Source organism: Delftia sp. WSY_7 (assembly GCF_043104845.1).
GTDB lineage: Bacteria > Pseudomonadota > Gammaproteobacteria > Burkholderiales > Burkholderiaceae_C > Comamonas > Comamonas tsuruhatensis.
In genome coordinates this window covers 543,688-565,010 of the sequence record NZ_JBICLB010000034.1, presented here as the reverse complement: position 1 = coordinate 565,010, position 21,323 = coordinate 543,688, and the positions used below count along the sequence as shown (strand labels likewise).

General features: G+C 69.0%; 21 protein-coding genes. 13 read left to right on the top strand and 8 right to left on the bottom strand.

Translation table 11 applies throughout. The features are described 5' to 3' along the window. Positions 1 to 10 precede the first annotated feature (10 nt). The 3 genes from ACF8ME_RS17375 to ACF8ME_RS17365 all read left to right on the top strand — a co-directional run bounded on the left by ACF8ME_RS17375 (position 11) and on the right by ACF8ME_RS17365 (position 3,967). Positions 11 to 409 (top strand): hypothetical protein, encoded by a 399-nt coding sequence (locus ACF8ME_RS17375; RefSeq protein WP_392417570.1) that lies wholly within the window; start codon positions 11 to 13, stop codon positions 407 to 409. 18 nt (positions 410 to 427) lie between these two features. Next, positions 428 to 3,187 carry a magnesium-translocating P-type ATPase gene (mgtA, locus tag ACF8ME_RS17370; RefSeq protein ID WP_392417568.1) on the top strand — a complete coding sequence of 920 codons (2,760 nt, stop codon included), beginning with the start codon at positions 428 to 430 and terminating at the stop codon, positions 3,185 to 3,187. 63 nt (positions 3,188 to 3,250) lie between these two features. Continuing rightward, complete coding sequence (locus tag ACF8ME_RS17365; RefSeq protein ID WP_012203158.1) at positions 3,251 to 3,967, top strand: MgtC/SapB family protein; 717 nt, start codon at positions 3,251 to 3,253, stop codon at positions 3,965 to 3,967. A gap of 7 nt (positions 3,968 to 3,974) precedes the next feature. Here ACF8ME_RS17365 and ruvB read toward each other — a convergent pair whose 3' ends face one another. Together ruvB and ruvA are read right to left on the bottom strand one after the other, a co-directional pair. Next, positions 3,975 to 5,060 (bottom strand): Holliday junction branch migration DNA helicase RuvB, encoded by a 1,086-nt coding sequence (gene ruvB / locus ACF8ME_RS17360; RefSeq protein WP_016451874.1) that lies wholly within the window; start codon positions 5,058 to 5,060, stop codon positions 3,975 to 3,977. 7 nt (positions 5,061 to 5,067) lie between these two features. Next, positions 5,068 to 5,640, bottom strand: coding sequence for a Holliday junction branch migration protein RuvA (gene ruvA / locus ACF8ME_RS17355; RefSeq protein WP_016446532.1), 573 nt, complete (start codon positions 5,638 to 5,640; stop codon positions 5,068 to 5,070). Between the two features lie 125 nt (positions 5,641 to 5,765). Here ruvA and ACF8ME_RS17350 point away from each other — a divergent pair, with 125 nt between their 5' ends. Both ACF8ME_RS17350 and ybeY read left to right on the top strand, forming a co-directional pair. After that, positions 5,766 to 6,737: a PhoH family protein gene (locus ACF8ME_RS17350; protein WP_016446533.1), complete on the top strand. Its 972-nt coding sequence runs from the start codon at positions 5,766 to 5,768 to the stop codon at positions 6,735 to 6,737. 76 nt (positions 6,738 to 6,813) lie between these two features. Continuing rightward, a complete protein-coding gene (gene ybeY, locus ACF8ME_RS17345) occupies positions 6,814 to 7,272 on the top strand; it encodes an rRNA maturation RNase YbeY (RefSeq protein ID WP_016446534.1) in 459 nt (152 codons plus the stop codon). A 14-nt stretch (positions 7,273 to 7,286) separates the two neighbouring features. Here ybeY and ACF8ME_RS17340 read toward each other — a convergent pair whose 3' ends face one another. Together ACF8ME_RS17340 and ACF8ME_RS17335 are read right to left on the bottom strand one after the other, a co-directional pair. Further along, a complete protein-coding gene (locus ACF8ME_RS17340) occupies positions 7,287 to 8,273 on the bottom strand; it encodes an MDR family oxidoreductase (RefSeq protein WP_392417566.1) in 987 nt (328 codons plus the stop codon). Positions 8,274 to 8,314: 41 nt separating this feature from the next. Then, complete coding sequence (locus tag ACF8ME_RS17335) at positions 8,315 to 8,905, bottom strand: CoA transferase (protein WP_392417564.1); 591 nt, start codon at positions 8,903 to 8,905, stop codon at positions 8,315 to 8,317. On the opposite strand from ACF8ME_RS17335, the gene ACF8ME_RS17330 reads away from it, so the two are divergent. Both ACF8ME_RS17330 and ACF8ME_RS17325 read left to right on the top strand, forming a co-directional pair. Beyond that, entirely contained in the window at positions 8,892 to 9,197 is a 306-nt protein-coding gene (locus ACF8ME_RS17330; RefSeq protein WP_392417563.1) for a LysR substrate-binding domain-containing protein, read from the top strand. The two genes, ACF8ME_RS17335 and ACF8ME_RS17330, sit on opposite strands and share 14 nt — an antisense overlap. A 189-nt stretch (positions 9,198 to 9,386) precedes the next feature. Beyond that, positions 9,387 to 10,145, top strand: a complete 759-nt coding sequence (locus ACF8ME_RS17325; RefSeq protein ID WP_012203149.1) for a sulfite exporter TauE/SafE family protein — start codon at positions 9,387 to 9,389, stop codon at positions 10,143 to 10,145. A gap of 10 nt (positions 10,146 to 10,155) precedes the next feature. Here the strand turns inward: ACF8ME_RS17325 and ACF8ME_RS17320 are convergent, their stop codons facing one another. After that, entirely contained in the window at positions 10,156 to 10,521 is a 366-nt protein-coding gene (locus tag ACF8ME_RS17320; RefSeq protein ID WP_392417561.1) for an Arc family DNA-binding protein, read from the bottom strand. A 156-nt stretch (positions 10,522 to 10,677) separates the two neighbouring features. Between ACF8ME_RS17320 and ACF8ME_RS17315 the strand changes: the two genes are divergently transcribed. Beyond that, a complete protein-coding gene (locus tag ACF8ME_RS17315) occupies positions 10,678 to 11,043 on the top strand; it encodes a hypothetical protein (protein WP_288896802.1) in 366 nt (121 codons plus the stop codon). Between the two features lie 126 nt (positions 11,044 to 11,169). Here ACF8ME_RS17315 and ACF8ME_RS17310 read toward each other — a convergent pair whose 3' ends face one another. From ACF8ME_RS17310 to ACF8ME_RS17300, 3 genes are all read right to left on the bottom strand, one after another. Then, entirely contained in the window at positions 11,170 to 12,993 is a 1,824-nt protein-coding gene (locus tag ACF8ME_RS17310) for a dipeptidase (RefSeq protein ID WP_392417559.1), read from the bottom strand. A 122-nt stretch (positions 12,994 to 13,115) separates the two neighbouring features. Beyond that, positions 13,116 to 13,586 carry a D-aminoacyl-tRNA deacylase gene (gene dtd, locus ACF8ME_RS17305; protein ID WP_012203138.1) on the bottom strand — a complete coding sequence of 157 codons (471 nt, stop codon included), beginning with the start codon at positions 13,584 to 13,586 and terminating at the stop codon, positions 13,116 to 13,118. Beyond that, on the bottom strand, positions 13,583 to 14,593 hold the full coding sequence (locus ACF8ME_RS17300; RefSeq protein ID WP_392417557.1) for a cation diffusion facilitator family transporter: 1,011 nt from the start codon (positions 14,591 to 14,593) through the stop codon (positions 13,583 to 13,585). The genes dtd and ACF8ME_RS17300 overlap by 4 nt, the downstream gene beginning before the upstream one ends. Positions 14,594 to 14,679: 86 nt before the next feature. Between ACF8ME_RS17300 and ACF8ME_RS17295 the strand changes: the two genes are divergently transcribed. The 5 genes from ACF8ME_RS17295 to ACF8ME_RS17275 all read left to right on the top strand — a co-directional run bounded on the left by ACF8ME_RS17295 (position 14,680) and on the right by ACF8ME_RS17275 (position 21,265). Then, positions 14,680 to 16,218: a sensor histidine kinase gene (locus ACF8ME_RS17295; protein ID WP_392417555.1), complete on the top strand. Its 1,539-nt coding sequence runs from the start codon at positions 14,680 to 14,682 to the stop codon at positions 16,216 to 16,218. Then, positions 16,215 to 16,856 (top strand): response regulator transcription factor, encoded by a 642-nt coding sequence (locus ACF8ME_RS17290; protein WP_392417553.1) that lies wholly within the window; start codon positions 16,215 to 16,217, stop codon positions 16,854 to 16,856. Before ACF8ME_RS17295 ends, ACF8ME_RS17290 begins: the two co-directional genes overlap by 4 nt. A 160-nt stretch (positions 16,857 to 17,016) precedes the next feature. Next, entirely contained in the window at positions 17,017 to 17,520 is a 504-nt protein-coding gene (locus ACF8ME_RS17285; RefSeq protein WP_392417550.1) for a heme-binding protein, read from the top strand. Positions 17,521 to 17,692: 172 nt separating this feature from the next. Then, entirely contained in the window at positions 17,693 to 19,765 is a 2,073-nt protein-coding gene (locus tag ACF8ME_RS17280) for a putative bifunctional diguanylate cyclase/phosphodiesterase (RefSeq protein ID WP_392417548.1), read from the top strand. Between the two features lie 3 nt (positions 19,766 to 19,768). Next, entirely contained in the window at positions 19,769 to 21,265 is a 1,497-nt protein-coding gene (locus ACF8ME_RS17275) for an AMP nucleosidase (RefSeq protein ID WP_016446546.1), read from the top strand. Positions 21,266 to 21,323 lie beyond the last annotated feature (58 nt).

The following is a 21,323-nucleotide window of genomic DNA, read 5'->3' as shown; positions in this document are numbered from 1 at the left end:
GAAGCCCGCCATGCAACACGTCATCACCGCGCTGCGCGCCACGCCCGCAACAGCACCCGTCTCCGCACGCGCCAGCCACACCTCCCGCGCCAGCACCCTGCAGCTGGCCCTGCAAGCCGCCATTGCGGCACGCCATACCGGGCAACTGCACGCCCTGCTGCAGCAACACGGCCCCGATCTCTTCGCCCACGCACTCGTGGCGCTCACGCAGCGCCAGCAGGCCGACGTCCTGTCCCTGCTGGCGGCGCAGGAGCGCGCCGAGGTCTACCGCCACCTGCCTGCCCATGCGCGGCGCCAATGGCTGCAGTCGGCCACCGTGGCACGCCCGCCGCTGCGCCGCCGCCTGCTGTGCGCCTGCCAGCGCAACTGGCACTGGCTGCGCGCCACCCTTCGTTCGAGCCAGGCCTGAGCCGCCAGGGAGGTCACCATGAAAAGCCTCAAGCACCTGTTCCAGGCGTTTCTGCGCAGCCGCCACGCCCTGGGGCTGTTCCGGCGCAATGCCCTGCCCTCGGGCACGGCCGTGCACCACTCGCGCTCGGTATCGCCGACCCTCACGCGCGAGCTGCTGCGCGCCTCGCGCGATGACATCGCCGCCGTGCTGGCGCGCACCAGCTCCAGCGAGAACGGCCTGACCCGCGAGCAGGCCCGCGGCGCGCTCGCACGTCTCGGCCCCAACGAGGTCGAGCACGAAAAGCCGCTGCCCGGCTGGCTGCACCTGTGGTACTGCTACCGCAATCCCTTCAACCTGCTGCTGACGCTGCTGGCCGTGGTCTCCTACGCCACCGAGGACATGAAGGCCACGGTCGTCATCGCCTCCATGGTGCTGCTGTCCACGCTGCTGCGCTTTGTGCAGGAAGGCCGCTCCAACCGCGCCGCCGCGCGGCTCAAGGCCATGGTCAGCAGCACGGCCACGGTGCTGCGCCGCAATGGCGGCCCACCGGCCCCTGCAGATGCCGACTCCGCAGACGCCCCGCACAGCGGCTTCGGCCAGCAGGCGCGCCGCTACGAGGTGCCGCTGCGCGAGGTCGTGCCCGGCGATTTCGTGGTGCTGTCGGCCGGGGACATGATCCCTGCCGACTGCCGCGTGCTCAGCGCCAAGGACCTGTTCGTGAGCCAGTCCGCCATGACCGGCGAATCCCTGCCCGTGGAAAAGCGCGCCGACGCCAGTGCATCGAATGGCACCGGCGTGCTGGACGCCAGCAACCTGCTGTTCATGGGCACCAACGTGGTCTCGGGCACGGCGCTGGCCGTGGTGCTGGCCACGGGCAACCGCAGCTATTTCGGCACCATTGCCACGCGGGTGACCTCCAACGACCGCGCGCCCACGGCCTTCGAGACCGGGGTCAACAGCGTCAGCTGGCTGCTGATCCGCTTCGCGGCGGTGATGGTGCCCGTGGTGCTGTTCATCAACGGCTACACCAAGGGCGACTGGGCCGAGGCCTTCCTGTTCGCGCTGTCCGTGGCCGTGGGCCTGACGCCCGAGATGCTGCCCATGATCGTGACCTCCACCCTGGCCAAAGGCGCCGTGGTGCTGTCGCGCCGCAAGGTCGTGGTCAAGCGGCTGGACGCCATCCAGAACTTCGGCGCCATGGACGTGCTGTGCACCGACAAGACCGGCACGCTGACCCAGGACCGCATCGTGCTGGAGCGGCACACCGACGCCTTCGGCCAGCCCTGCGACGAGACGCTGCGCTTCGCCTACCTCAACAGCCACTACCAGACGGGCCTGAAGAACCTGCTCGACCATGCCGTGCTGGAACACGTGGAGCTGCACACCCAGATGCGCCTGGCCGAGGACTACCGCAAGGTCGATGAGATCCCCTTCGACTTCGAGCGCCGCCGCATGTCCGTGGTGGTGGCCGAGCGCGGCCACCACCACGAGCTGATCTGCAAGGGCGCGGTCGAGGAGATCCTGGGTGCCTGCACCCGGCTGCGCGAGGGCGATGGCACGCGCCCGCTGGACGAGGAGCAGCTGGCCCGCGTGCGCCGCGTGACGCGCGAGCTCAACCGCGAGGGCCTGCGCGTGGTCGCCGTGGCCATGAAGGAAGTGCCGCCGCACAAGAGCGACTACGGCGTGGCCGACGAGTCGGAGCTGACCCTGATCGGCTACATCGCCTTCCTGGACCCGCCGAAGGAAACCACGGCCGAGGCGCTGGCCGCCCTGGCCGCGCACGGCGTGGCCGTCAAGCTGCTGACCGGCGACAACGAACTGGTGGCCGCCAAGGTCTGCCGCGATGTGGGGCTGCCCGCAGACCACATCATCCTGGGCACGCAGATCGAGCACATGAACGACGAGATGCTGCGCCAGACGGTGGAACGGCACCAGCTGTTCGCCCGGCTCACACCGCTGCACAAGGAGCGCATCGTGCATGCGCTGCGGGCCAACGGCCACATCACCGGCTTCATGGGCGATGGCATCAACGACGCCCCGGCCCTGCGCGCGGCCGACATCGGCATCAGCGTGGACAGCGCCGTGGACATCGCCAAGGAAGCGGCCGACATCATCCTGCTGGAAAAAAGCCTGATGGTGCTGGAGCAGGGCGTGATCGAGGGCCGGCGCACCTTCAGCAACATGCTGAAGTACATCCGCATGACGGCCAGCTCCAACTTCGGCAACGTGTTCTCGGTGATGGTGGCCTCGGCCTTCATCCCCTTCCTGCCCATGCTGCCGCTGCACCTGCTGGTGCAGAACCTGCTGTACGACCTCTCGCAGATCGCCATCCCCTTCGACAACGTGGACGACGAACTGGTGCGCCAGCCGCTGCGCTGGAACCCGGCCGACCTGGGCCGCTTCATGGTGTTCTTCGGGCCCATCAGCTCGCTGTTCGACATCCTGACCTTCGCGCTGATGTGGTTCGTCTTCGCCGCCAACACGCCCGGGCAGCAGACGCTGTTCCAGTCGGGCTGGTTCGTCATCGGGCTGCTCACGCAGACGCTGATCGTGCACATGATCCGCACGCCCAGGATCCCCTTCCTGCAAAGCCGCCCGTCCTGGCCGCTGCTGCTGGCCACGGCGGCCGTGATGGCGGCCGGCATCTTCCTGCCGATGGGGCCGCTGGCCGGCTACTTCAAGCTGCAGGCGCTGCCGGCGGCCTACTTCCCGTGGATGATTGCCATATTGCTGGGCTACGCTTGCCTGGCCACGCTGCTCAAGCGCGTCTACATCCGCCGCTACGGCTGGCAATGACGCACCCTTCGGCGCCTCTTTCAACGCCCCTTCAACCCATTCACCAGGAAAGCCCGGAACCCCATGCAGGCCCTGCAGAACCTCAACCCCGGCGCCATGCTGGACACCTTCGTCAGCCTGACCACGGCCTTCGTGTTCGGCGCCCTCATCGGCCTGGAGCGCCAGGTGCGCCAGCGCACGGCGGGGCTGCGCACCAACACCCTGGTCGCCGTGGGCGCGGCCGTCTTCGTGGACCTGGCCGTGCGCCTGGGCGGGGCCGAGGGCGCCACGCGCGTGGTGGCCTACGTGGTCTCGGGCGTGGGTTTCCTGGGTGCGGGCGCCATCATGAAGGAAGGGGCCAACATCACCGGGCTGAACACGGCGGCCACGCTGTGGGGCTCGGCCGCCGTGGGCGCCTGCGCGGGCGCCAGCCTGGTGGCCGAGGCGGGCCTGGCCACGCTGTTCGTGCTGGCCAGCAACACCTTGCTGCGCCCCGTGGTCAACCGCATCAACCGCCGCCCGGTGGATGACGAATCCACGGAGTCGACCTACTACGTCTACGCCATCTGCCACCGCGGCGCCCAGGGCGATGTGCGCGAGCAGATGCTGGAGCTGCTGGAGAACGCCAGCTACCCCGTGCGCGGCGTGGAAACCCATGCCTTCGGCCCGCAGGACACCGAGATCGAGGCCATGCTCTACGCCACCTCGGTGGACTCCGACGAGCTGGACCGCGTGATCGCCGCCATCGAGGCACTGCCCGGAGTGCTGCAGGCCTTCTGGAACGCCGGCACGGAGGAGTGAGCCTGCGTCAGCTGGCGTCGTCGCCCGGCACGGGAAGGCCCAGGTGGCGGTACGCCGCCTGGGTCGCCATGCGCCCGCGCGGCGTGCGCTGCAAAAAGCCCTGCTGGATCAGGTAGGGCTCGATCACGTCCTCGATGGTGCCCGCCTCCTCGCCAATGCTGGCCGCGATGTTGTCCAGGCCCACGGGGCCGCCGTCGAAGCGGTGCACCACGGCCTCCAGCAGCTTGCGGTCCATGATGTCGAAGCCCTGGGGATCGACATCGAGCATGGCCAGCGCACGGTCGGCCAGCTCGCGCGTGATGCTGCCGTCGCCACGCACATCGGCATAGTCGCGCACGCGGCGCAGCAGGCGGTTGGCAATGCGCGGCGTGCCGCGCGAGCGGCGCGCGATCTCGAAGGCGCCCTCGTCGTCAATCGGCGCGTTCAACAGGCCTGCACTGCGCCGCACGATGCGCGCCAGCTCCTCGGCCGTATAGAACTCCAGCCGCGCCACGATGCCGAAGCGGTCGCGCAGCGGGTTGGTCAGCATGCCCGCGCGTGTGGTCGCGCCCACCAGCGTGAACGGCTGCAGGTCCAGCTTGATGGAGCGCGCCGCCGGCCCTTCGCCGATCATGATGTCTATCTGGTAGTCCTCCAGCGCCGGGTAGAGGATTTCCTCGACCACGGGCGACAGGCGGTGGATCTCGTCGATGAACAGCACATCGTTGGCTTCGAGGTTGGTCAGCAGCGCCGCCAGGTCCTTGGGCTTTTCCAGCACCGGGCCGCTGGTCTGGCGCAGGTTCACGCCCAGCTCGGCCGCGATGATGTGCGACAGCGTGGTCTTGCCCAGGCCCGGCGGGCCGAACAGCAGCACATGGTCCAGCGCCTCGCTGCGCTTTCGGGCCGCGCCGATGAAGATCTCCAGCTGCTCGCGCGCCTTGGCCTGACCCACGTACTCCTGCAGCAGCTTGGGGCGCAGGGCGCGCTCCATGGCCTCTTCCCCGCGCGAGACCGGCGCTGCCGAAATCATGCGCGGCTTTTCCGGTGCCTTGTCGGGCGCGAAACCGCCCTGCGGAAAGCCGCCCTGCCCGAAATCGTCGGTATGGATGCTCATGCGCCGCTCACTTGGCCAGCGCCTTCAGCGCCAGCTTGATGCCTTCGGTCACGCCCACGTCGGGCGGCAGCTTCTTGAGCGCGGCGGCCGCATCCTTGTCGGAATAGCCCAGCGCCATCAGCGCCTGCACGATGTCGTTCTGGTCGTTGTTCACGAACAGCGACTGCGCGCCCGTATCGGCGCCGATCTTGCCCTTGAGCTCCAGCAGCAGGCGCTCGGCCGTCTTCTTGCCGATGCCCGGCACCTTGACCAGGCGGCCCACCTCCTGCAGCGTCACGGCCTGGGCCAGGTCCTCCACGCTCATGCCGCTGAGCACCGACAGCGCCATGCGCGGGCCGATGCCGGTGATCTTGATCAGCTCGCGGAACGCCTGGCGCTCGCTGTGCGTGCCAAAGCCGTACAGAAGCTGCGCATCCTCGCGCACCACGAAGTGCGTCAGCAGGCTGACCCTGGCCCCACTGGCGGGCAGGTTGTAGAAGGTGCTCATGGGCACCTGCACCTCGTAGCCCACGCCGCCGCAGTCCACCAGCACCTCGGGCGGGTTTTTTTCCAGCAGCGTTCCTGTCAATTTGCCTATCATTGGTGTCCTTTGCCGCCCCAGGGGCGGCTTTTCATGCCCGTCCGCAACCGAACGCCGGCCCATTCACAGGGTATGGCACCACGCCCTCGCGCTGGCCGCCGCCCGGAATCTCTGGAATTATCCGCGTGATCCTGCGCCACACATTCACACCCCACGACAACAACCGGTTGAGCCATCTGTGCGGCCCGGCCGACGCGCACCTGCGCACCATCGAGATCGCACTGGGCGTCAAGATCGCCCACCGCCACGAGCAATTCAAGATCGACGGCCCCAAGGCCAAGGCCAACGACGCACTGGAGCTGCTGCAGGCCCTCTACGAGATGGCCGACGACCCCATCCTGGACGATTCGCTGCAGCTCATGCTGGCCGGCGACACCGAACTCATCGAGCAGCCCCTGGACGCCATCCAGCTGTCCACGCGCCGCCCCGACCTGCGCGCGCGCACGGCCAACCAGTCGGCCTACCTGGAGAACATCGCCCGCCACGACATCACCTTCGGCATCGGCCCGGCCGGCACCGGCAAGACCTACCTGGCCGTGGCCTGCGCCGTGGACGCGCTGGAGCGCAGCGCCGTGCAGCGCATCGTGCTCACGCGCCCGGCCGTGGAAGCAGGCGAGCGCCTGGGCTTTCTGCCCGGCGACCTCACGCAGAAGGTCGACCCCTACCTGCGCCCGCTGTACGACGCGCTCTACGACCTCATGGGCTACGAGAAGGTGCAAAAGGCCTTCGAGCGCAATGTGCTGGAGATCGCGCCGCTGGCCTTCATGCGCGGGCGCACGCTGAACAACGCCTTCGTCATCCTGGACGAGGCGCAGAACACCACGCCCGAGCAGATGAAGATGTTCCTCACGCGCATCGGCTTCGGCGCCCGCGCCGTGGTCACGGGCGACGTCAGCCAGATCGACCTGCCCAAGGGCGCCCTGAGCGGCCTGATCGATGCCGAACGCGTCTTGAAGCGCGTCAAGGGCATCGCCATCAACCACTTCACCAGCGCCGACGTGGTGCGCCACCCGCTGGTGGCCCGCATCGTGGACGCCTACGACGCACGCGGCCAGGCCCCGGCGCGCCGTGCCGCACCGCGCCTTGCAGCGCCTTGATCCCGACAGCCACAGCAGACGCCCGCCCACGGGCGCTCCAAAGCTCAAGCCCAAGCACACGCCCACGCACTCCCCCATGTCCCTGAACCAACTGCAACTGTCCCTGCAATTCGCGCGCTTTGCCGAGGCGCCCGCCCACCGCGCCGTGCTGTCCCGCAGCAAGGTCACGCGCTGGATACGCCATGCCCTGGCCGTCGATGCCGAAATCACCGTGCGCATCGTCGATGCCGAGGAAGGCCAGCAGCTCAACCGCGAGTACCGGCAAAAGGACTACGCCACCAACGTCCTGACCTTCGACTACCAGCAGGAGCCCACCGCCATGGCCGACCTGGTGCTGTGCGCCCCCGTGGTCGAGCGCGAGGCGCGCGAGCAGAACAAGACGCTGGAGGAGCACTACGCCCACCTGCTGGTGCATGGCACGCTGCATGCCCAGGGCTGGGACCATGAAACCAGCGAGCAGGACGCCGAGGAAATGGAAGCCTACGAGACCGAGATCATGGTCGAGCTGGGCTTTGCCGACCCCTACGCCAAGTAGGCCCCGCGCGGGCCTCAGCGCGCCGTATCGATGACGACCCGGCCGCGCACCTGGCCGGCAAGCAGCCGGGGCGCCAGCGCAACCGCATCGGCCAGGCCCGCCTCTTCGGTATTGCGCTCCAGCACCTCGCGCGGCAGTTCGGCGGCCAGCCGCGCCCAGGCCTGCTCGCGCCGCGCCTGCGGCGCATAGACGCTGTCGATGCCCAGCAGCGACACGCCGCGCAGGATGAACGGTGCCACGGAAGCGGGCAGGTCCAGCCCCTGGGCCAGCCCGCAGGCCGCCACGCAGCCGCCGTAGCGCAGGCTGGCGCACACATTGGCCAGCGTATGGCTGCCCACGCTGTCCACGGCCGCCGCCCAGACCTCCTTTTGCAGCGGCTTGCCGGGCGCATCCAGGCTGCTGCGCTCCACGATCCGCGCCGCGCCCAGCGCCTTCAGGTGCTCGGCCTGTTCGGGCCGCCCGGTGCCGGCGTGCACCTCGAAACCCAGGCGCGACAGCAGGGCCACGGCAATGCTGCCCACGCCGCCATTGGCCCCCGTCACCAGCACGGGGCCGCTGGAGGGCGTGATGCCATGCGCCTGCAGCGCCATCACGCACAGCATGGCCGTATAGCCGGCCGTGCCTATGGCCATGGCATCCCGTGCGCTGAAGGTCTCGGGCCGGCGGATCAGCCAGTCGCCGTTCACGCGCGCCTGCTGGGCGAGCCCGCCCCAGTGGGTCTCGCCCACGCCCCAGCCGTTGAGCAGCACGGCATCGCCGGGCTGGAAACGCGCGTCCTCGCTGTCCAGCACCGTGCCGGCCAGGTCGATGCCCGGCACCATGGGGAACTGGCGCACCACGGGCGAGCGCCCCGTGATGGCCAGTGCATCCTTGTAGTTGAGCGTGGAATGCGAGACGGCCACGCGCACCGCGCCGGCGGGCAGGCTGGCTTCGTCCAGCTCCACACACTCGGCACGGGTTTCACGCGGTACGGGTTGGGTCAGCAGCAAGGCTTTGAACATGGGATCTCCAGCAAGGCAGTGGCAAAGGAATCCAAAGGCAATCAGGACTGCGGCGCGCCCAGCACGCCGCTGCGGCACAGGCGGGCGATGGCCTCATCCGCCATCCCCAGCTCCCGCAGCAGCGCAAGGTTGCCATCGCCCAGGACGGGGGCCGGCGCACCCGGCAGGGGCTCGGCATCCATCCACCGGAACCCCATTCCCGGAGTGTCCACCGCAGCGCCGCCGGCGCCATAGCTCACAGGTGACACGGTGCCGGCAGCGCGGGCCTCGCCCAGGAACTCACCCAGGCGCCGCACCCTGGCGGCAGGCACGCCCACGGCGTTGAGCCGGGCTTCCATGTCCCGTGCGCTGCGTGCGGCGAAGGCCTCGGCCAGACATGCCTGCAGCCGCTGCAGCGCGGACGCATCGCGCGCGGCGACAAAGCCGCCCTCGGGCGCGTTGAAGGCATCGAGGTCCAGCAGCGTGGCGTCCTCGCACAGGGCATCGAGCCCCAGCACGCTGGCGAGCCTGCGAAACTGCTGCGGCGTGTTGGCGGCCGTGGACAACCAGCCGTCGGCGCACCGGTAGGTGTCGGCCGCCGGGCTGCCCGTATAGCCCCGGTTGCCCACGCGCAGCTCCATGCTGCGCCGCATGATGGAAGAGGTGTTCCGCCGCGAAGGCGTGATCGCGCCCACGCCCGTCATCGAATCCACCAGCCCCTTCACCAACCTGCAACTGGTCCGGGCCGGCCTGGGGCTCAGCGCCGTGCCCGACTCCACGCTGCAGGCCTCGCCCCGGTCGCTGGGGGTGCGCAGGGTGCATGTCACACCCACCATCTCCATGGGCCCCGTGGCGTTGATCTACCGCAGCGCCGTCGCCAACCCGCGCGTCGCCCTGCTGCGCGCCACGCTGGGCCTGCCCGGCCCGGCGGTGGAGCCGCCCTAGTCGCCTGGTGGCCACCACGCCGGCGCGATCCTGTCCTTTTGCGCAAAGCAGCCCTGACCCTGCCGCCATGCCGGTGCGACAGCCCGGCCGATGGTCCGGCACTAAGATCAGCCTCGACCTATAACACCGGCCTGGCCGCGCAAGGCCACGGCGGCCTGCCGATGCCTGGCCCCAGGAGGAGACAACACCATGTGGGACATCGCACTGCTCATGAGCGCCGCCTTCGTGGCCGGCGCGCTCAATGCCGTTGCCGGGGGCGGCAGCTTCCTCACCCTGCCCGCCCTGGTCTTCACCGGCGTGCCGCCCGTGGCCGCCAACGCCACCGGCACCGTCGCCCTGCTGCCCGGCTACATGGCCGGTGCCTGGGGCTTTCGCCAGGACATGGAGCCGCCGCCCGGCCTGGGCATGCGCGGCGTCATCGTGCTGTCGCTCATCGGCGGCTCGCTGGGCGCGGCCCTGCTGCTGGTCACGCCCGACCACCTGTTCCGCAAGGTCGTCCCCTGGCTGCTGCTGGCCGCCACCGCCATGTTCGCCTTCGCGCCCCAGCTCAGGCGCATGGCATCGCGCGGCAGCGCCGAGCATGCCGCCCATGCATCGCCCCTGAAGGCCGGTGCCGGCATGCTGGCAGTGGCCATCTACGGCGGCTACTTCAACGGCGGCCTGGGCATCCTGCTGCTGGCCCTGTTCGGCCTGCTGGGCCAGACCAGGCTGCATGCCATGAACGGCATGAAGAACCTGGTCTCCGCACTGCTCACGGCCATTGCCGTCGCCATCTATGCGGCCGGCGGCGTCGTGCAGTGGGAGCAGGCCCTGGTCATGATGATTGCCGCCACCGCAGGCGGCTACGGCGGCGCCCGCCTGGCGCGCCGCATCCCGCCCGAATGGCTGCGCGCGGGCATCGTGCTGACGGGGCTGGTGATGGCGGGGGTGTTTTTCTGGAGGCAGTGAGGCCAGAAAGCTACTTCTTCGGCGCCGCACTCTGCGCTGACTTCGATACGCGCTTGCCTGTGGATTTTTCCGGCGTCGCCGCATCCGTGGTTGGCTGAGAGCCGCTCTGTGGCAGGGCCAGGGCTTGCGCAAGCGATTGCAACCGCTCTTCGATACGCTTCACGGTTTCCAGCGTTTCGTCACCGACGCGGGTATCCAGATTCATTTGCGAACTATCGCTGTCCATGCCCGAAACGCGCGGCGCCGCAAAGGTCTGCTGTAGCCGAGCCACGACCTCGGCAGTCATTGAGCGCCGGTTCTCTTCGGAAGCGGCATCCAGCAGATCCTTCAGCTCCTGAGGGATACGCATGTAGATGGTTGGGTCGTCGCGTGCCATCCGCGCACTTTGCCATGGAACACACTTGCCATTCTCTATGCACAGTGCATAGAATATTGAGTGCATAGATCGTGCATAGAAAGCCCGAGTCATTGAAGCGACGACAAAGGAATCGATATGGCTGCGTCACGGCACTCAACGAACAAGCCCTGCACGATGGACACCGCTGCCTGGCCCACCATGCAGCAAATGATCGCCCTGTCCATTGCCCGCGCAGAGAGGGGGCTGGTTGCCCTGATCGAAACACGCTGTGCCGACATGGACTGGCATGACGCGGATGTAGAGGTGGACCTGGCCGCAGACCTGGCGCTGAACCACATCCGGCAAATCCGGCACAAGGTATTCGAGGACGCCAGTGAATTCGACAACGAGTGGTACCTCGCCCGCGCAGCCATCGCCCTGGCCGCCCAGGCCTTCAACCGGCCACAGAGCCTCTACGCCCGGCACCTGAAACTGCTCTTGCAACTGTTTGATGAAGCACCGTCCTTTGTGGAATACGCGGAGCATGGTCCGGAAGGTTGAGGGCAGGCAGGCCTGTGCCGCATCCAGGGCAGTCGGCTTTCATGTGTCGAATGACTGGGCGGAATTGGACGAAAAAAAGCGCCTTGCTTTCACAAGGCGCTTTCGCATTTCAATAGCCGGAGAATGTCACTGCATCTGCTTCAGATTCCCGATGCGCACCAGCATTTCCGTGAACATCTGCATGTCGGCGCGCAGGTCGGGCAGTTCCTTGTATTCGAGCGCGTTGTGCGCCGTGTACTTCTTGCCGGGCATGGCGGGGCCGAAGTTGATGGCGTTGGGCATGAGCTTGGCCGTGGTGCTGCCGGCCGTGGGCACGGGCTTGGCGTCCAGGCCAGTGGTGTCGCCGAAGATGTTGAGCAGGGTGGACAGCCAGGCGCCCTTGGGATCGCGCGCCATCCAGTTGCCCTGGGTGTACTGCAGGGTGAGGGGAACCTTGGCGGCCTCGCTCCAGCGGGTGATGCGCTGCTCGACTTCGGTGCGCAGCTGCTCGGGCGTCTTGCCGCGCGGCATGCGCACGTTGGTGGTGACTTCGAGCTTGCCGTCTGCCGCCTTGATGAGGTTGGGCGACAGGGTCAGCGGGCCCATGAAGTCGTCGGCATAGGCAACGCCCAGCTGCTTGCCGAAGTAGTCGAGGCCGAAGGCGCCGTTGATGTAGCGCAGGGCGTTGCTGTAGGCATTGGGCTGGACCAGGGCCACGCCATCGGTGGGCATGAGCACCTGCTGCAGGAACAGCGTCAGGCGCGGCACGGGGTTGACGCCTTCCTCGGGGCGCGAGCCGTGGGCCGAGGTGCCCGTGACCTTGACGGTGGCCGTCGCGCCGCTGTGCTGTATGTCGATGGTGAACGGCCCGCCCTGCCCGGCATAACTGGCGGTGAAGTCACCCTTGGCCGCCTGCAGGCGCGCGGCGATGGCGGCAATGGCGGCTTCGTCGCTGGCCGTGATGGTGGCCGTGGCGGTCTGGGCAATGGCGTTGGCCGAGGCGGCGCCGGCCATGGCGGTGATGGCCGGGCGGGCGGGGTCGGTCTTCACGTCATCGAACACGGCCTTGAGCGCGCCCGAGCCTTTTTCCGCGACGACGGCGGGGTACTTGCTGTCCAGCACGATGTTGTAGGCGGGCAGCGTGGTCTTGCCCTGGTAGTACTTCATGGCATCGCCGCCGGTTTCCTCGGTGGTCTCGATCATGAGGCGTATGCCGCGCGACAGGGGCAGGCCGCTGTCCTTGACGGCCTTCATGGCGAATAGCACGGTGGCGATGGAGCCCTTGTCGTCGATGGTGCCGCGCCCGTAGATCCGATCAGGCATGGGTGGGACAAGCACCGGGGGATGGCTCATCAGGGTGATCCCGCTGTTGCCGGGCACAAAGGTAACCTCGAATGGGTTGATTTGCTTGCCGTCCAGCACCCATTCGGCGGCCACGGCAGGTACGACGTCGGCATGGGTGAGGATGCCGAATTCATCGGTGCCCGCGTTCGCTGCGTTCGCAGGCAGGGTGACTTCGAAGATGCGGTTGTCCACGTTGCGGTACTGCAGGCCGAAGTCCCTGGCCATCTGCTGCACCAGTTCGCCGAAGGCCAGGATGGCCGGGCTTTCGTGCGGCGGCACCTTGGGGTCGCGCACCGTGGGCAGGGCGACCATGCGCTCGATGCTGGCCAGCACGGCCCGCTCCTGCGTCAGCCGCGTGTACAGGCCCAGCAGGCGGGCGATGTGGTTGAGTTCATCCCCCGTGAGCGCGGCGCCTGCGGCATGGCGCTGCACGGCCTGGGCGATGGCAGGCTGCGCGGCCGCGGCCTGCCTCAGGAAGCTGGCGAAGTCGGTGGGTGCCGGCTGCGCCTGGGCCAGTGCGTCCAGCGCGGGCTTCTTGAGGGTGTCGGCGCCGGCCGCGCCGCTCCACGCCAGGGCCATGCTCATGGCAAGGGCCAGGGTGGAGGCTTTGAACGGATGGTTCTTCATGGTCGTCGGTCTGTCGATGAATGCTGAGGCCGCAAGAATACGGGCTTTGCAGGCCAGTTCCGACCAGGCCGCGCTCGCAGATCGCGCCAGAATCCGCCCCAGAACAGCAGGTCTGCGGCGCGCTATGCCGCGGTGGCCGGAGCTATCGACAGCGGAATGGTCACGGGCCCGTCGTTGAGCAGGTGCACCTGCATGTCGGCGCCGAAGCGGCCCGTGGCGACTTCCGGGTGCAGGGCGCGCGCCCGCTGCACGATGTAGTCGTACAGGCGCTCTCCCTCGGCCGGTGGCGCGGCGCGCGTGAAGCTGGGGCGGTTGCCGCCGCCGGTGTCGGCCGCCAGCGTGAACTGGCTGACGATGAGCAGGCCGCCGCAGGCGCCCTGCCCGTCCAGGTCCTGCACGCTGCGGTTCATCTTGCCCGCGTCGTCGGCAAAGATGCGCAGCTTGAGCATCTTGGCCAGCAGCTTGTCGGCTTCGGCCTCGGTGTCGCCGCGCTCTGCGCAGACCAGGGCCAGCAGGCCGGGGCCTATGCTGCCGGCGACCTGGCCATCGATTTCCACGCGCGCCTGTTTCACGCGCTGCAGGATGCTGATCATGGTTCGGGGTTCGGGTTCTTGTCGGTGGATGGGGAAGGCGTGTCTGTCTGGCCTGCCGCCTCGATGGCGGCTTCCATGGCGGTCTGCATGCCCAGCGGCAGCAGCTCAATGCGCGCATACAGGCCGGGCACGGCCTGCAGCAGTTCGGCCTCTATCTCGGTGCGCAGCCGGGCGGCGCGGGCCACGCTCCAGTCGCCGGGCACATGCATGTGCAGGTCGGCAAAGCTGCGCTCGCCGGCACGCCGGCTGGAGATGTTGTCGAAGACCACGCCATGCTCGCGGTGCGCGTGGCGGTCCAGAACGGCGTCGATGCGCAGGCGCTCGGGCGCGTCCAGGGCCTGGTCCATCAGGCCCTGGGAAGACTGCCAGACCAGTTGCGCGCCCTGCACGCAGATGTTGATCGCAACCCCGATGGCCACGGCCGCGTCCAGCCACAGCCAGCCTGTGAGCGCTGCGCCCATCAGGCCGATGACCACGCCGGCCGAGGTCCAGACATCGGTGAGCAGATGGCGGGCATCGCCCTCCAGCGCCATGGAGCGGTGCTGGCGCGCCGAGCGCAGCATGGCCACGGCCAGCAGGCCGTTGAGGGCAGAGCTGGCCACGGACAGCGCCAGGCCCCAGCCCAATTGCTCCAGCGGCTGCGGGTTCCACAGCCGCGCCAGCGCCGCCCAGGCGATGGCCAGGCTGGCGCCGATGACCAGGATGCCCTCGAAGCCCGCAGAGAAGTACTCGGCCTTGTGGTGCCCATAGGGATGGTCGGTGTCCGCCGGCCGCTTGGCGATGGTGACCATGGTCAGCGCGAACACGGCGCCGGCCAGGTTGACGAAGGATTCGAGCGCATCCGACAGCAGGCCCACCGAACCCGTGAGCCACCAGGCCAGGGTCTTGAGCACGATGGTCAGCAGGGCCACGGCCACCGAGATGCGCAGCAGGCTGTGCGGCGCCATCCAGCCGGCCGCGGAAGCGGGGGCGGTAGCGTTGGCAGTAGAGGGAGTGGGTTCGGCCATGCTGCGCTGCGGTACGTGGGGGGGTGCTTCGGATTAGACCACCGCGTGCCCACCGCGTGCGCGAGCCGCATGACAGAATCCGCGCCATGAATGGATGGCAGCGAGCAGCGGGGTGGGTGCTGGCCTGGGCCCTGGCCGCAGGCTGTGGCGCGGCCTGGCTGGCGCATGGGCGCCTGCAGTCGCTGCGCGAGGTCTTCGACACCGATGCCCGCATCGCCCACCGGCTGCTGAGCCAGCGCATGGTGCAGCACGACGCCGTTCTGGGCACGCTGGCCCTGCTGCAGCCGCGCCAACCCGCATCCGGCCAGGCCTCATGGAAGCAGTTGCCGCGCCTGTATCCCCAGGTGCTGGATGTGGCGCGCCGCGCGGCCACCGCAGGCCAGCCCTGGCCCGAGACCTGGCCGCCCGGCATGGCCGAGGCCGAGCGCCGCTCCCAGGCCAGCGGCCAGGCCGAACTGGCCCTGGCCGACCTGGTCCGGGGCCGGCTGTACCTGGTGCAGGCCGGGCTGCCGGCCAGCTACGCGCTGCTGCTGGACCTGCGCGCCACGATTCCCGCCGACGAGTGGCCGCTGCCGCCCGCCACCAGCCCGGTGCGCGCATGGCTGGCCCTGGGCGGGCAGGAATTCGTGATCCAGCCGGGCCGAGCCGCCGCGCACGGCTGGAACACATGGTCGTGGGAGGTGAGCAAGACCCTGGCCTCGCCCAGCCAGCCTCTGGTGCTGTACCTGCGCCAGCCGCTGGACGCCACGGTGCTGCCCTGGACGGCCATGCTGGGCTGGGCCCTGGGCTGTGCGCTGGCCGTGGCCGCGCTGCGCGCCCTGCTGCGCCAGCGCGTGGCCCGCCGCCGCGCCGAGCAGTTGCTGCAGCTGGGCCAGGTGGCACGGCTCAATACGCTGGGCGAACTGGCGGCCGGCATGGCGCATGAGCTGAACCAGCCGCTGACGGCCGTGCTGTCCAACAGCCAGGCCGCGCGCCGCCTGCTGGCCGAGGACCCGCCCGAGCTGGACGCCGCACGCCAGGCCATGGGACAGGCTGCCGAGCAGGCCAAGCGCGCATCGGCCGTGGTGGGCAGGCTGCGCCGCCTGGTGGAGCGGCCGGGGCTCGCGCCCCAGGCCGAGCCGCTGGATCTGGGCCAGGCCGTTGCCGAGGCGCTGTATCTGCTGGAGCCCGAGCTGCGGCGCCGCCAGGTTCAGGTCATGGTGCAGGCCGCCGATCTGCCCGCCGCCCAGGCCGACCCCGTGGCGGTGCAGCAGATACTGCACAACCTGCTGGTCAATGCACTGCAGGCCATGGATGAGCAGCCGCCCGCAGCCCGCCATCTGCGGGTGGAGCTGGCACGCCGCGACAGCCGCCTGATGGTGGCCGTGCACGACAGCGGCCCCGGCGTGGCGCCCGAGATGCGCCAGCGCCTGTTCACCCCGTTTGCCACGGGCCGCGCCCAGGGCCTGGGACTGGGCCTGACGCTCAGCCAGAGCCTGGCCGAATCCATGGGCGGCAGCCTGGAGCTGGCCGCATCCGCCGCCACCCCGCCGCAAGGCGGGGCGCGCTTCGAGCTGCTGCTGCCTGCGGCCCATGGCCCGGCACCTGCCGTACCCAACGCCCCTCAGGAACCACCGACCCCATGACTGCCGCGCCCGCCCAAGACCTGTCCCCGCTGATCCATCTGGTCGATGACGACGAGGCCGTGCGCGACAGCCTGGCCCTGCTGATCGGCACCGTGGGCCTGCGCGTGCAGTGCTGGGCCGATCCGCTGGCCTTTCTCGACGGGCTGGACCGCCAGGGCATAGGCGCCATCGTGCTGGACGTGCGCATGCCCGGCATCGGCGGGCTGGCCCTGCTGGGCCGGCTGATGGAGCAGGGTGTGGACCAGCCCGTGATCATGCTCACCGGGCATGGCACGGTGGACATGTGCCGGCGCGCCTTCAAGGCCGGCGCGGCCGAGTTCCTGGAAAAGCCCGTGGACGACGAAGTGCTGATCGACGCGCTGCAAGGCGCCGTGCGCCAGCATGTGCAGTCGCGCGAACGCCAGCAGGCCGACCGCGATGCCCAGCAGCGCTTTGCGCAGCTTTCCGCGCGCGAGCGCGAGGTGCTGGCGCTGATCGTGCAGGGCCTGACCAACAAGGAGATAGGCCGCAGCCTGGAGCTGTCGCCACGCACGGTGGAAACGCACCGGGCCAACCTCTTCGCCAAGCTGGAGGCGCCCAGCCTGGCCCAGCTCATACGCCGCTACGCCAGCCTGGCGGACACGGCGGCAGGCGCCTGAAGCACTACCTCCTCACCCAGCAGCGCGCCTGGCTTCTCCGTATTTCTACGCAGCGCCGCGCGTAGCCGTCCGAATGGTGCGCGGCGGCGGCATTTTCTACAGTGCATGCATGCCGTCCGGGCTTGTGGCCCGGGCCGTCCTGACCCCAAAGGAGAAGACCATGCAACGCCACGCCACCAAGCTCGCCACCCTCGCTGCCCTGACCCTGGGCCTGATCGCCACCGCCGCCCAGGCCGATGCCGTGCGCACGGAAAAGAACATGTCGCTGGAGCTGGCCAACCAGATCGCCGCACGCAGCGTGGCCGCCTGCGCCGCCGACGGCTATGCCGTCACCGCCACCGTGGTGGACCGTGCCGGCACCGTGCGCGCCGTGCAGCGCGCCGACAACGCGGGCCCCCACACGCTGGAGGCCAGCCGGCTGAAGGCCTATACGGCCGCATCGGCCAAGAACAGCACGCTGGCCATCATGGAAGGCGCGCAGAAGAACCCCGGCGCCGCCAACCTGGTGAACATCCCCGGCTACCTGCTGCTGGGCGGCGGCCTGCCGGTGAAGGTGGGCAACGAGGTGATCGGCGCCGTGGGCATCGGCGGCGCGCCCGGCGGCCATCTGGACGACAAGTGCGCCCAGGCTGCACTGGGCCAGGTGCAGGACCTGCTCAAGTAAAGAAGCCGCGCCGTACGTGATGCGGCGCTGCAAAAAAAAGACAGGCCGCCATGGCGGCCCCGGAGGCTCGACAGCCGCACGCGCTCCCTCGCGTCAGCGGCCGCTCACCCTCGCACAAGAGCGCTATCAAAATCTCGGCGATTCCGCTATAAATCCCCAGCGAGGGGGACGAATGCCAGAGAACGTCGATGCGCAAATCACGGGGCCCAACGATACGCTGCTGCGGCTGATAGCAGATACGGCTCCGGCCATGCTGGCCTACTTCGATGCGCGCACGCTGCGCTGCCGCTTCGCCAACATCAACTACGCACGCAATTTCGGATTGACGCCCGCCGAGGCGGTCGGCAAGACCGTGCGCGAGATCGTGGGCGAAGCCGTGTGGCAGCTCATCGCCGAGCATGTGGAGCGCGGCCTGCGCGGCGAACATGTGCGCTACGAGCGCGAGGTGCCCCAGCCGGATGGACCGCCTCGCCATATCGAATCGCTGCTGATGCCGCACTTCGAGCACGGGCAGCTGCAGGGCGCCGTGGTGCAGATCACCGACGTGAGCCACCACCACCATGTGGCGCAGAAGGTGCGTGACAGCGAAGAGCGCATGCGCAAGTTCACCGAGGTCACGACCGAGGCCATCGTCATGCACCGCGACGGCCTCATCATCGACGGCAACGAGGCCCTGTCCCGCCTGGCCGGCTACACGCTGGACGAGCTGATCGGCCGCCCCATCCTCGACTACATCTGCCCGGAATTCCGCCTCTACGCGCTGCAGTACATGCGCAGCGGCCGCGAGGACCGTTTCGATGGCGCCCTCCAGCACAAGGACGGCCACCGCATTCCCGTGGAGATCGAGGCCAAGACCATGCCGGCCGGGGGCAGGCCCTACCGCATCGTGCTGGTGCGCGACATCACGCTGCGCCAGCTGGCCCAGGAGCGCATGGACTTCCTGGCCCAGCACGACCAGCTGACCCAGCTGCCCAACCGGGTGCGCCTGATCCAGATGCTGCGCCAGGCGCTGTCGCTGGCCTCGGTCAAGCAGCGCACGCTGGCCGTGCTCCTCATCGACCTGGACCATTTCAAGACCATCAACGACTCGCTGGGCCACCAGGCCGGCGACCTGCTGCTGTGCGAGGTCGCCCAGCGCCTGCGCGGCAGCGTGCGCGCCCATGATCTGGTGGCGCGCGTGGGCGGCGACGAATTCGTGGTCGTGCTCACCGATGATCCCGATCCGCAGGAGACCGAGACCCAGGCCAGGCACCTGCAACGCATCATCGAGGCACCCTGCACCATCGACGGCACGCCGCTGGTGGTCTCGCCATGCATGGGCATCGCCATGTACCCGGGCGACGGAAAAAGCGCCGAGGAACTGCTCAACCGCGCCGAAAGCGCCACGCACACGGCCAAGGACAGCGGCCGGCGCAACCTGCAGTTCTACGCACCCGCCCACGGCGGCCAGGCCACCCAGATGCTGATGCAGGAGCAGCAACTGCGCGGCGCGCTGGAGCGCGGAGAGTTCGAGCTGCACTACCAGCCCCAGACCTTCACGGCCGATGGCCGGCTGGCGGGCTTCGAGGCCCTGGTGCGCTGGCGCCACCCGCAGCGCGGCCTGGTGCTGCCCGGCGAGTTCATCGGCTTTGCCGAGGCGCGCGGCCTGATCTCGGCCATAGACCACTGGGTGCTGCGCGAGGCATGCCGCCAGGCTCGCCAGTGGCAGGACGAGGGGCTGCGGCCCGTACCCCTGTCCGTGAATGTCTCCGCGCTGGAATTTCGCCAGCGCAACATGGCGCGCGAGGTGGCCCTGGTGCTGGAGGAAACCGGCCTGGAAGCGCGCTGGCTGCACATCGAGCTGACAGAGTCCACGCTGATGCACACCAGCGGCCAGGTGCAGGACACCTTGCAGGCGCTGCAGGCCCTGGGCGTGGGCCTGGCCATCGACGACTTCGGCACCGGCTATTCCTCGCTGGCCTATCTGCGCCGCCACCCCATCAACCAGCTCAAGATAGACCGGTCCTTCATCGCCGACGTGCCCGATAGCGAGGACGACACGGCCATCGTCACCGCCATCGTGCAGATGGGCCACAGCCTGCATCTGGACATCGTCGCTGAAGGCGTGGAAACACCTGCCCAATTGGAGCTTTTGCGCGACCTGGGCTGCGGCATGATGCAGGGGTACCTTGTGGCGCCGCCCATGCCGGCCGACAGAGCGCGCGCCTGGCAGTTGCACAACAGTCATCCAGTCCAACGACAATAGCCCATGGTTTCGCTTCACAACCCCTCGCAGGCCTCACGGGCCGCAGCCACCTTGCACACCGACCCCCAGCGGGCCCTGGAGCATGTACAGCAGATCTACCGCGAGCAGATAGAGCACCTGCGCACGAACATGCAGCGCTTCGTCTCCGGTGAAACCCCGGCCGCCCCCGTCCACGCCTACTACCCCTTCGTGCGCATGCATACGGCCACCGTGTCACGCGCGGACACGCAGCTGGCCTACGGCTTTGTCGAGGGGCCGGGCACGCACGAGGCCACGCTCACGCGGCCCGACCTGTTCTCGCGCTACTACGCCGAGCAGTTCCGCCTGCTGATCAAGAGCCACGGCGTGCCGCTGGAAGTGGGCCTGAGCGACAAGCCCATCCCCATCCACTTCTCGTTTGCCGAGAACGACCACATCGAAGGCACGCTGTCGCGCGAGCGCCGGCAGCTGATGCGCGATGTGTTCGACCTGCCCGACCTAGAGGCCATGGACGACGGCATCGCCAACGGCACCTGGCGCCCCCAGCCGGGCGAGGCCCTGCCGCTGTCGCTGTTCACGGCCCCGCGCGTGGACTATTCGCTGCACCGGCTGCGCCACTACACGGGCACCCAGCCGGAGTGGTTCCAGAACTTCGTGCTGTTCACCAACTACCAGTTCTACATCGACGAGTTCATCCGCCTGGGCCACGCCGAGATGGCCCGGGAGGACAGCGAGTACGTGGCCTTCATCGAGCCCGGCAACGTGGTCACGCGCCGCACCGGCCTGCCGGCCCAGCCCAATGACGAGCTGGGCACGCCGCCGCCGCGCCTGCCGCAGATGCCGGCCTACCACCTGGTGCGCGCCGACCACAGCGGCATCACCATGGTCAACATCGGCGTGGGGCCGGCCAATGCCAAGACCATCACCGACCACATTGCCGTGCTGCGCCCGCACGCCTGGATGATGCTGGGCCACTGCGCGGGCCTGCGCAACAGCCAGCAGCTGGGCGACTACGTGCTGGCCCACGCCTATGTGCGCGAGGACCATGTGCTGGACGAGGAGCTGCCGCTGTGGGTGCCCATTCCCGCGCTGGCCGAGATCCAGCTGGCCCTGCAGCAGGCCGTGGCCGACGTCACGCAGATGGACGGGCCCGACCTCAAGCGCATCATGCGCACCGGCACCGTGGCCAGCACCGACAACCGCAACTGGGAGCTGCTGCCCAACAACCTGCCCCAGCTGCGCTTCAGCCAGAGCCGCGCCGTGGCGCTGGACATGGAAAGCGCCACCATCGCGGCCAACGGCTTCCGCTTCCGCGTGCCCTATGGAACGCTGCTGTGCGTGTCCGACAAGCCGCTGCACGGCGAGATCAAGCTGCCCGGCATGGCCAACCACTTCTACCGCGAGCGCGTGGACCAGCATCTGCGCATCGGCATGCGCGCCATCGACATCCTGCGCGAAGGCGGCACCCAGCGCCTGCACAGCCGCAAGCTGCGCAGCTTCGCGGAGGTGGCGTTCCAGTAGCGCCCCGCCACCGGCCACCTGCTGCCAAGGGCCCCGCTTCGCACCGCCATCCAGGGAC

Coding starts and splice junctions, on each gene's coding strand:
- ACF8ME_RS17340 (WP_392417566.1), bottom strand. CDS start 8,273: ATGTTCAAAGCCTTGCTGCTGACCCAACCCGTACCGCGTGAAACCCGT.
- ACF8ME_RS17310 (WP_392417559.1), bottom strand. CDS start 12,993: ATGAAGAACCATCCGTTCAAAGCCTCCACCCTGGCCCTTGCCATGAGC.
- ACF8ME_RS17290 (WP_392417553.1), top strand. CDS start 16,215: ATGACTGCCGCGCCCGCCCAAGACCTGTCCCCGCTGATCCATCTGGTC.
- ACF8ME_RS17365 (WP_012203158.1), top strand. CDS start 3,251: ATGCAGGCCCTGCAGAACCTCAACCCCGGCGCCATGCTGGACACCTTC.
- ACF8ME_RS17275 (WP_016446546.1), top strand. CDS start 19,769: ATGGTTTCGCTTCACAACCCCTCGCAGGCCTCACGGGCCGCAGCCACC.
- dtd (WP_012203138.1), bottom strand. CDS start 13,586: ATGATCAGCATCCTGCAGCGCGTGAAACAGGCGCGCGTGGAAATCGAT.
- ACF8ME_RS17280 (WP_392417548.1), top strand. CDS start 17,693: ATGCCAGAGAACGTCGATGCGCAAATCACGGGGCCCAACGATACGCTG.
- ruvB (WP_016451874.1), bottom strand. CDS start 5,060: ATGAGCATCCATACCGACGATTTCGGGCAGGGCGGCTTTCCGCAGGGC.
- ybeY (WP_016446534.1), top strand. CDS start 6,814: ATGTCCCTGAACCAACTGCAACTGTCCCTGCAATTCGCGCGCTTTGCC.
- mgtA (WP_392417568.1), top strand. CDS start 428: ATGAAAAGCCTCAAGCACCTGTTCCAGGCGTTTCTGCGCAGCCGCCAC.
- ACF8ME_RS17330 (WP_392417563.1), top strand. CDS start 8,892: ATGCTGCGCCGCATGATGGAAGAGGTGTTCCGCCGCGAAGGCGTGATC.
- ACF8ME_RS17285 (WP_392417550.1), top strand. CDS start 17,017: ATGCAACGCCACGCCACCAAGCTCGCCACCCTCGCTGCCCTGACCCTG.
- ACF8ME_RS17320 (WP_392417561.1), bottom strand. CDS start 10,521: ATGGCACGCGACGACCCAACCATCTACATGCGTATCCCTCAGGAGCTG.
- ACF8ME_RS17315 (WP_288896802.1), top strand. CDS start 10,678: ATGGACACCGCTGCCTGGCCCACCATGCAGCAAATGATCGCCCTGTCC.
- ACF8ME_RS17325 (WP_012203149.1), top strand. CDS start 9,387: ATGTGGGACATCGCACTGCTCATGAGCGCCGCCTTCGTGGCCGGCGCG.
- ACF8ME_RS17375 (WP_392417570.1), top strand. CDS start 11: ATGCAACACGTCATCACCGCGCTGCGCGCCACGCCCGCAACAGCACCC.
- ACF8ME_RS17335 (WP_392417564.1), bottom strand. CDS start 8,905: ATGCGGCGCAGCATGGAGCTGCGCGTGGGCAACCGGGGCTATACGGGC.
- ruvA (WP_016446532.1), bottom strand. CDS start 5,640: ATGATAGGCAAATTGACAGGAACGCTGCTGGAAAAAAACCCGCCCGAG.
- ACF8ME_RS17300 (WP_392417557.1), bottom strand. CDS start 14,593: ATGGCCGAACCCACTCCCTCTACTGCCAACGCTACCGCCCCCGCTTCC.
- ACF8ME_RS17295 (WP_392417555.1), top strand. CDS start 14,680: ATGAATGGATGGCAGCGAGCAGCGGGGTGGGTGCTGGCCTGGGCCCTG.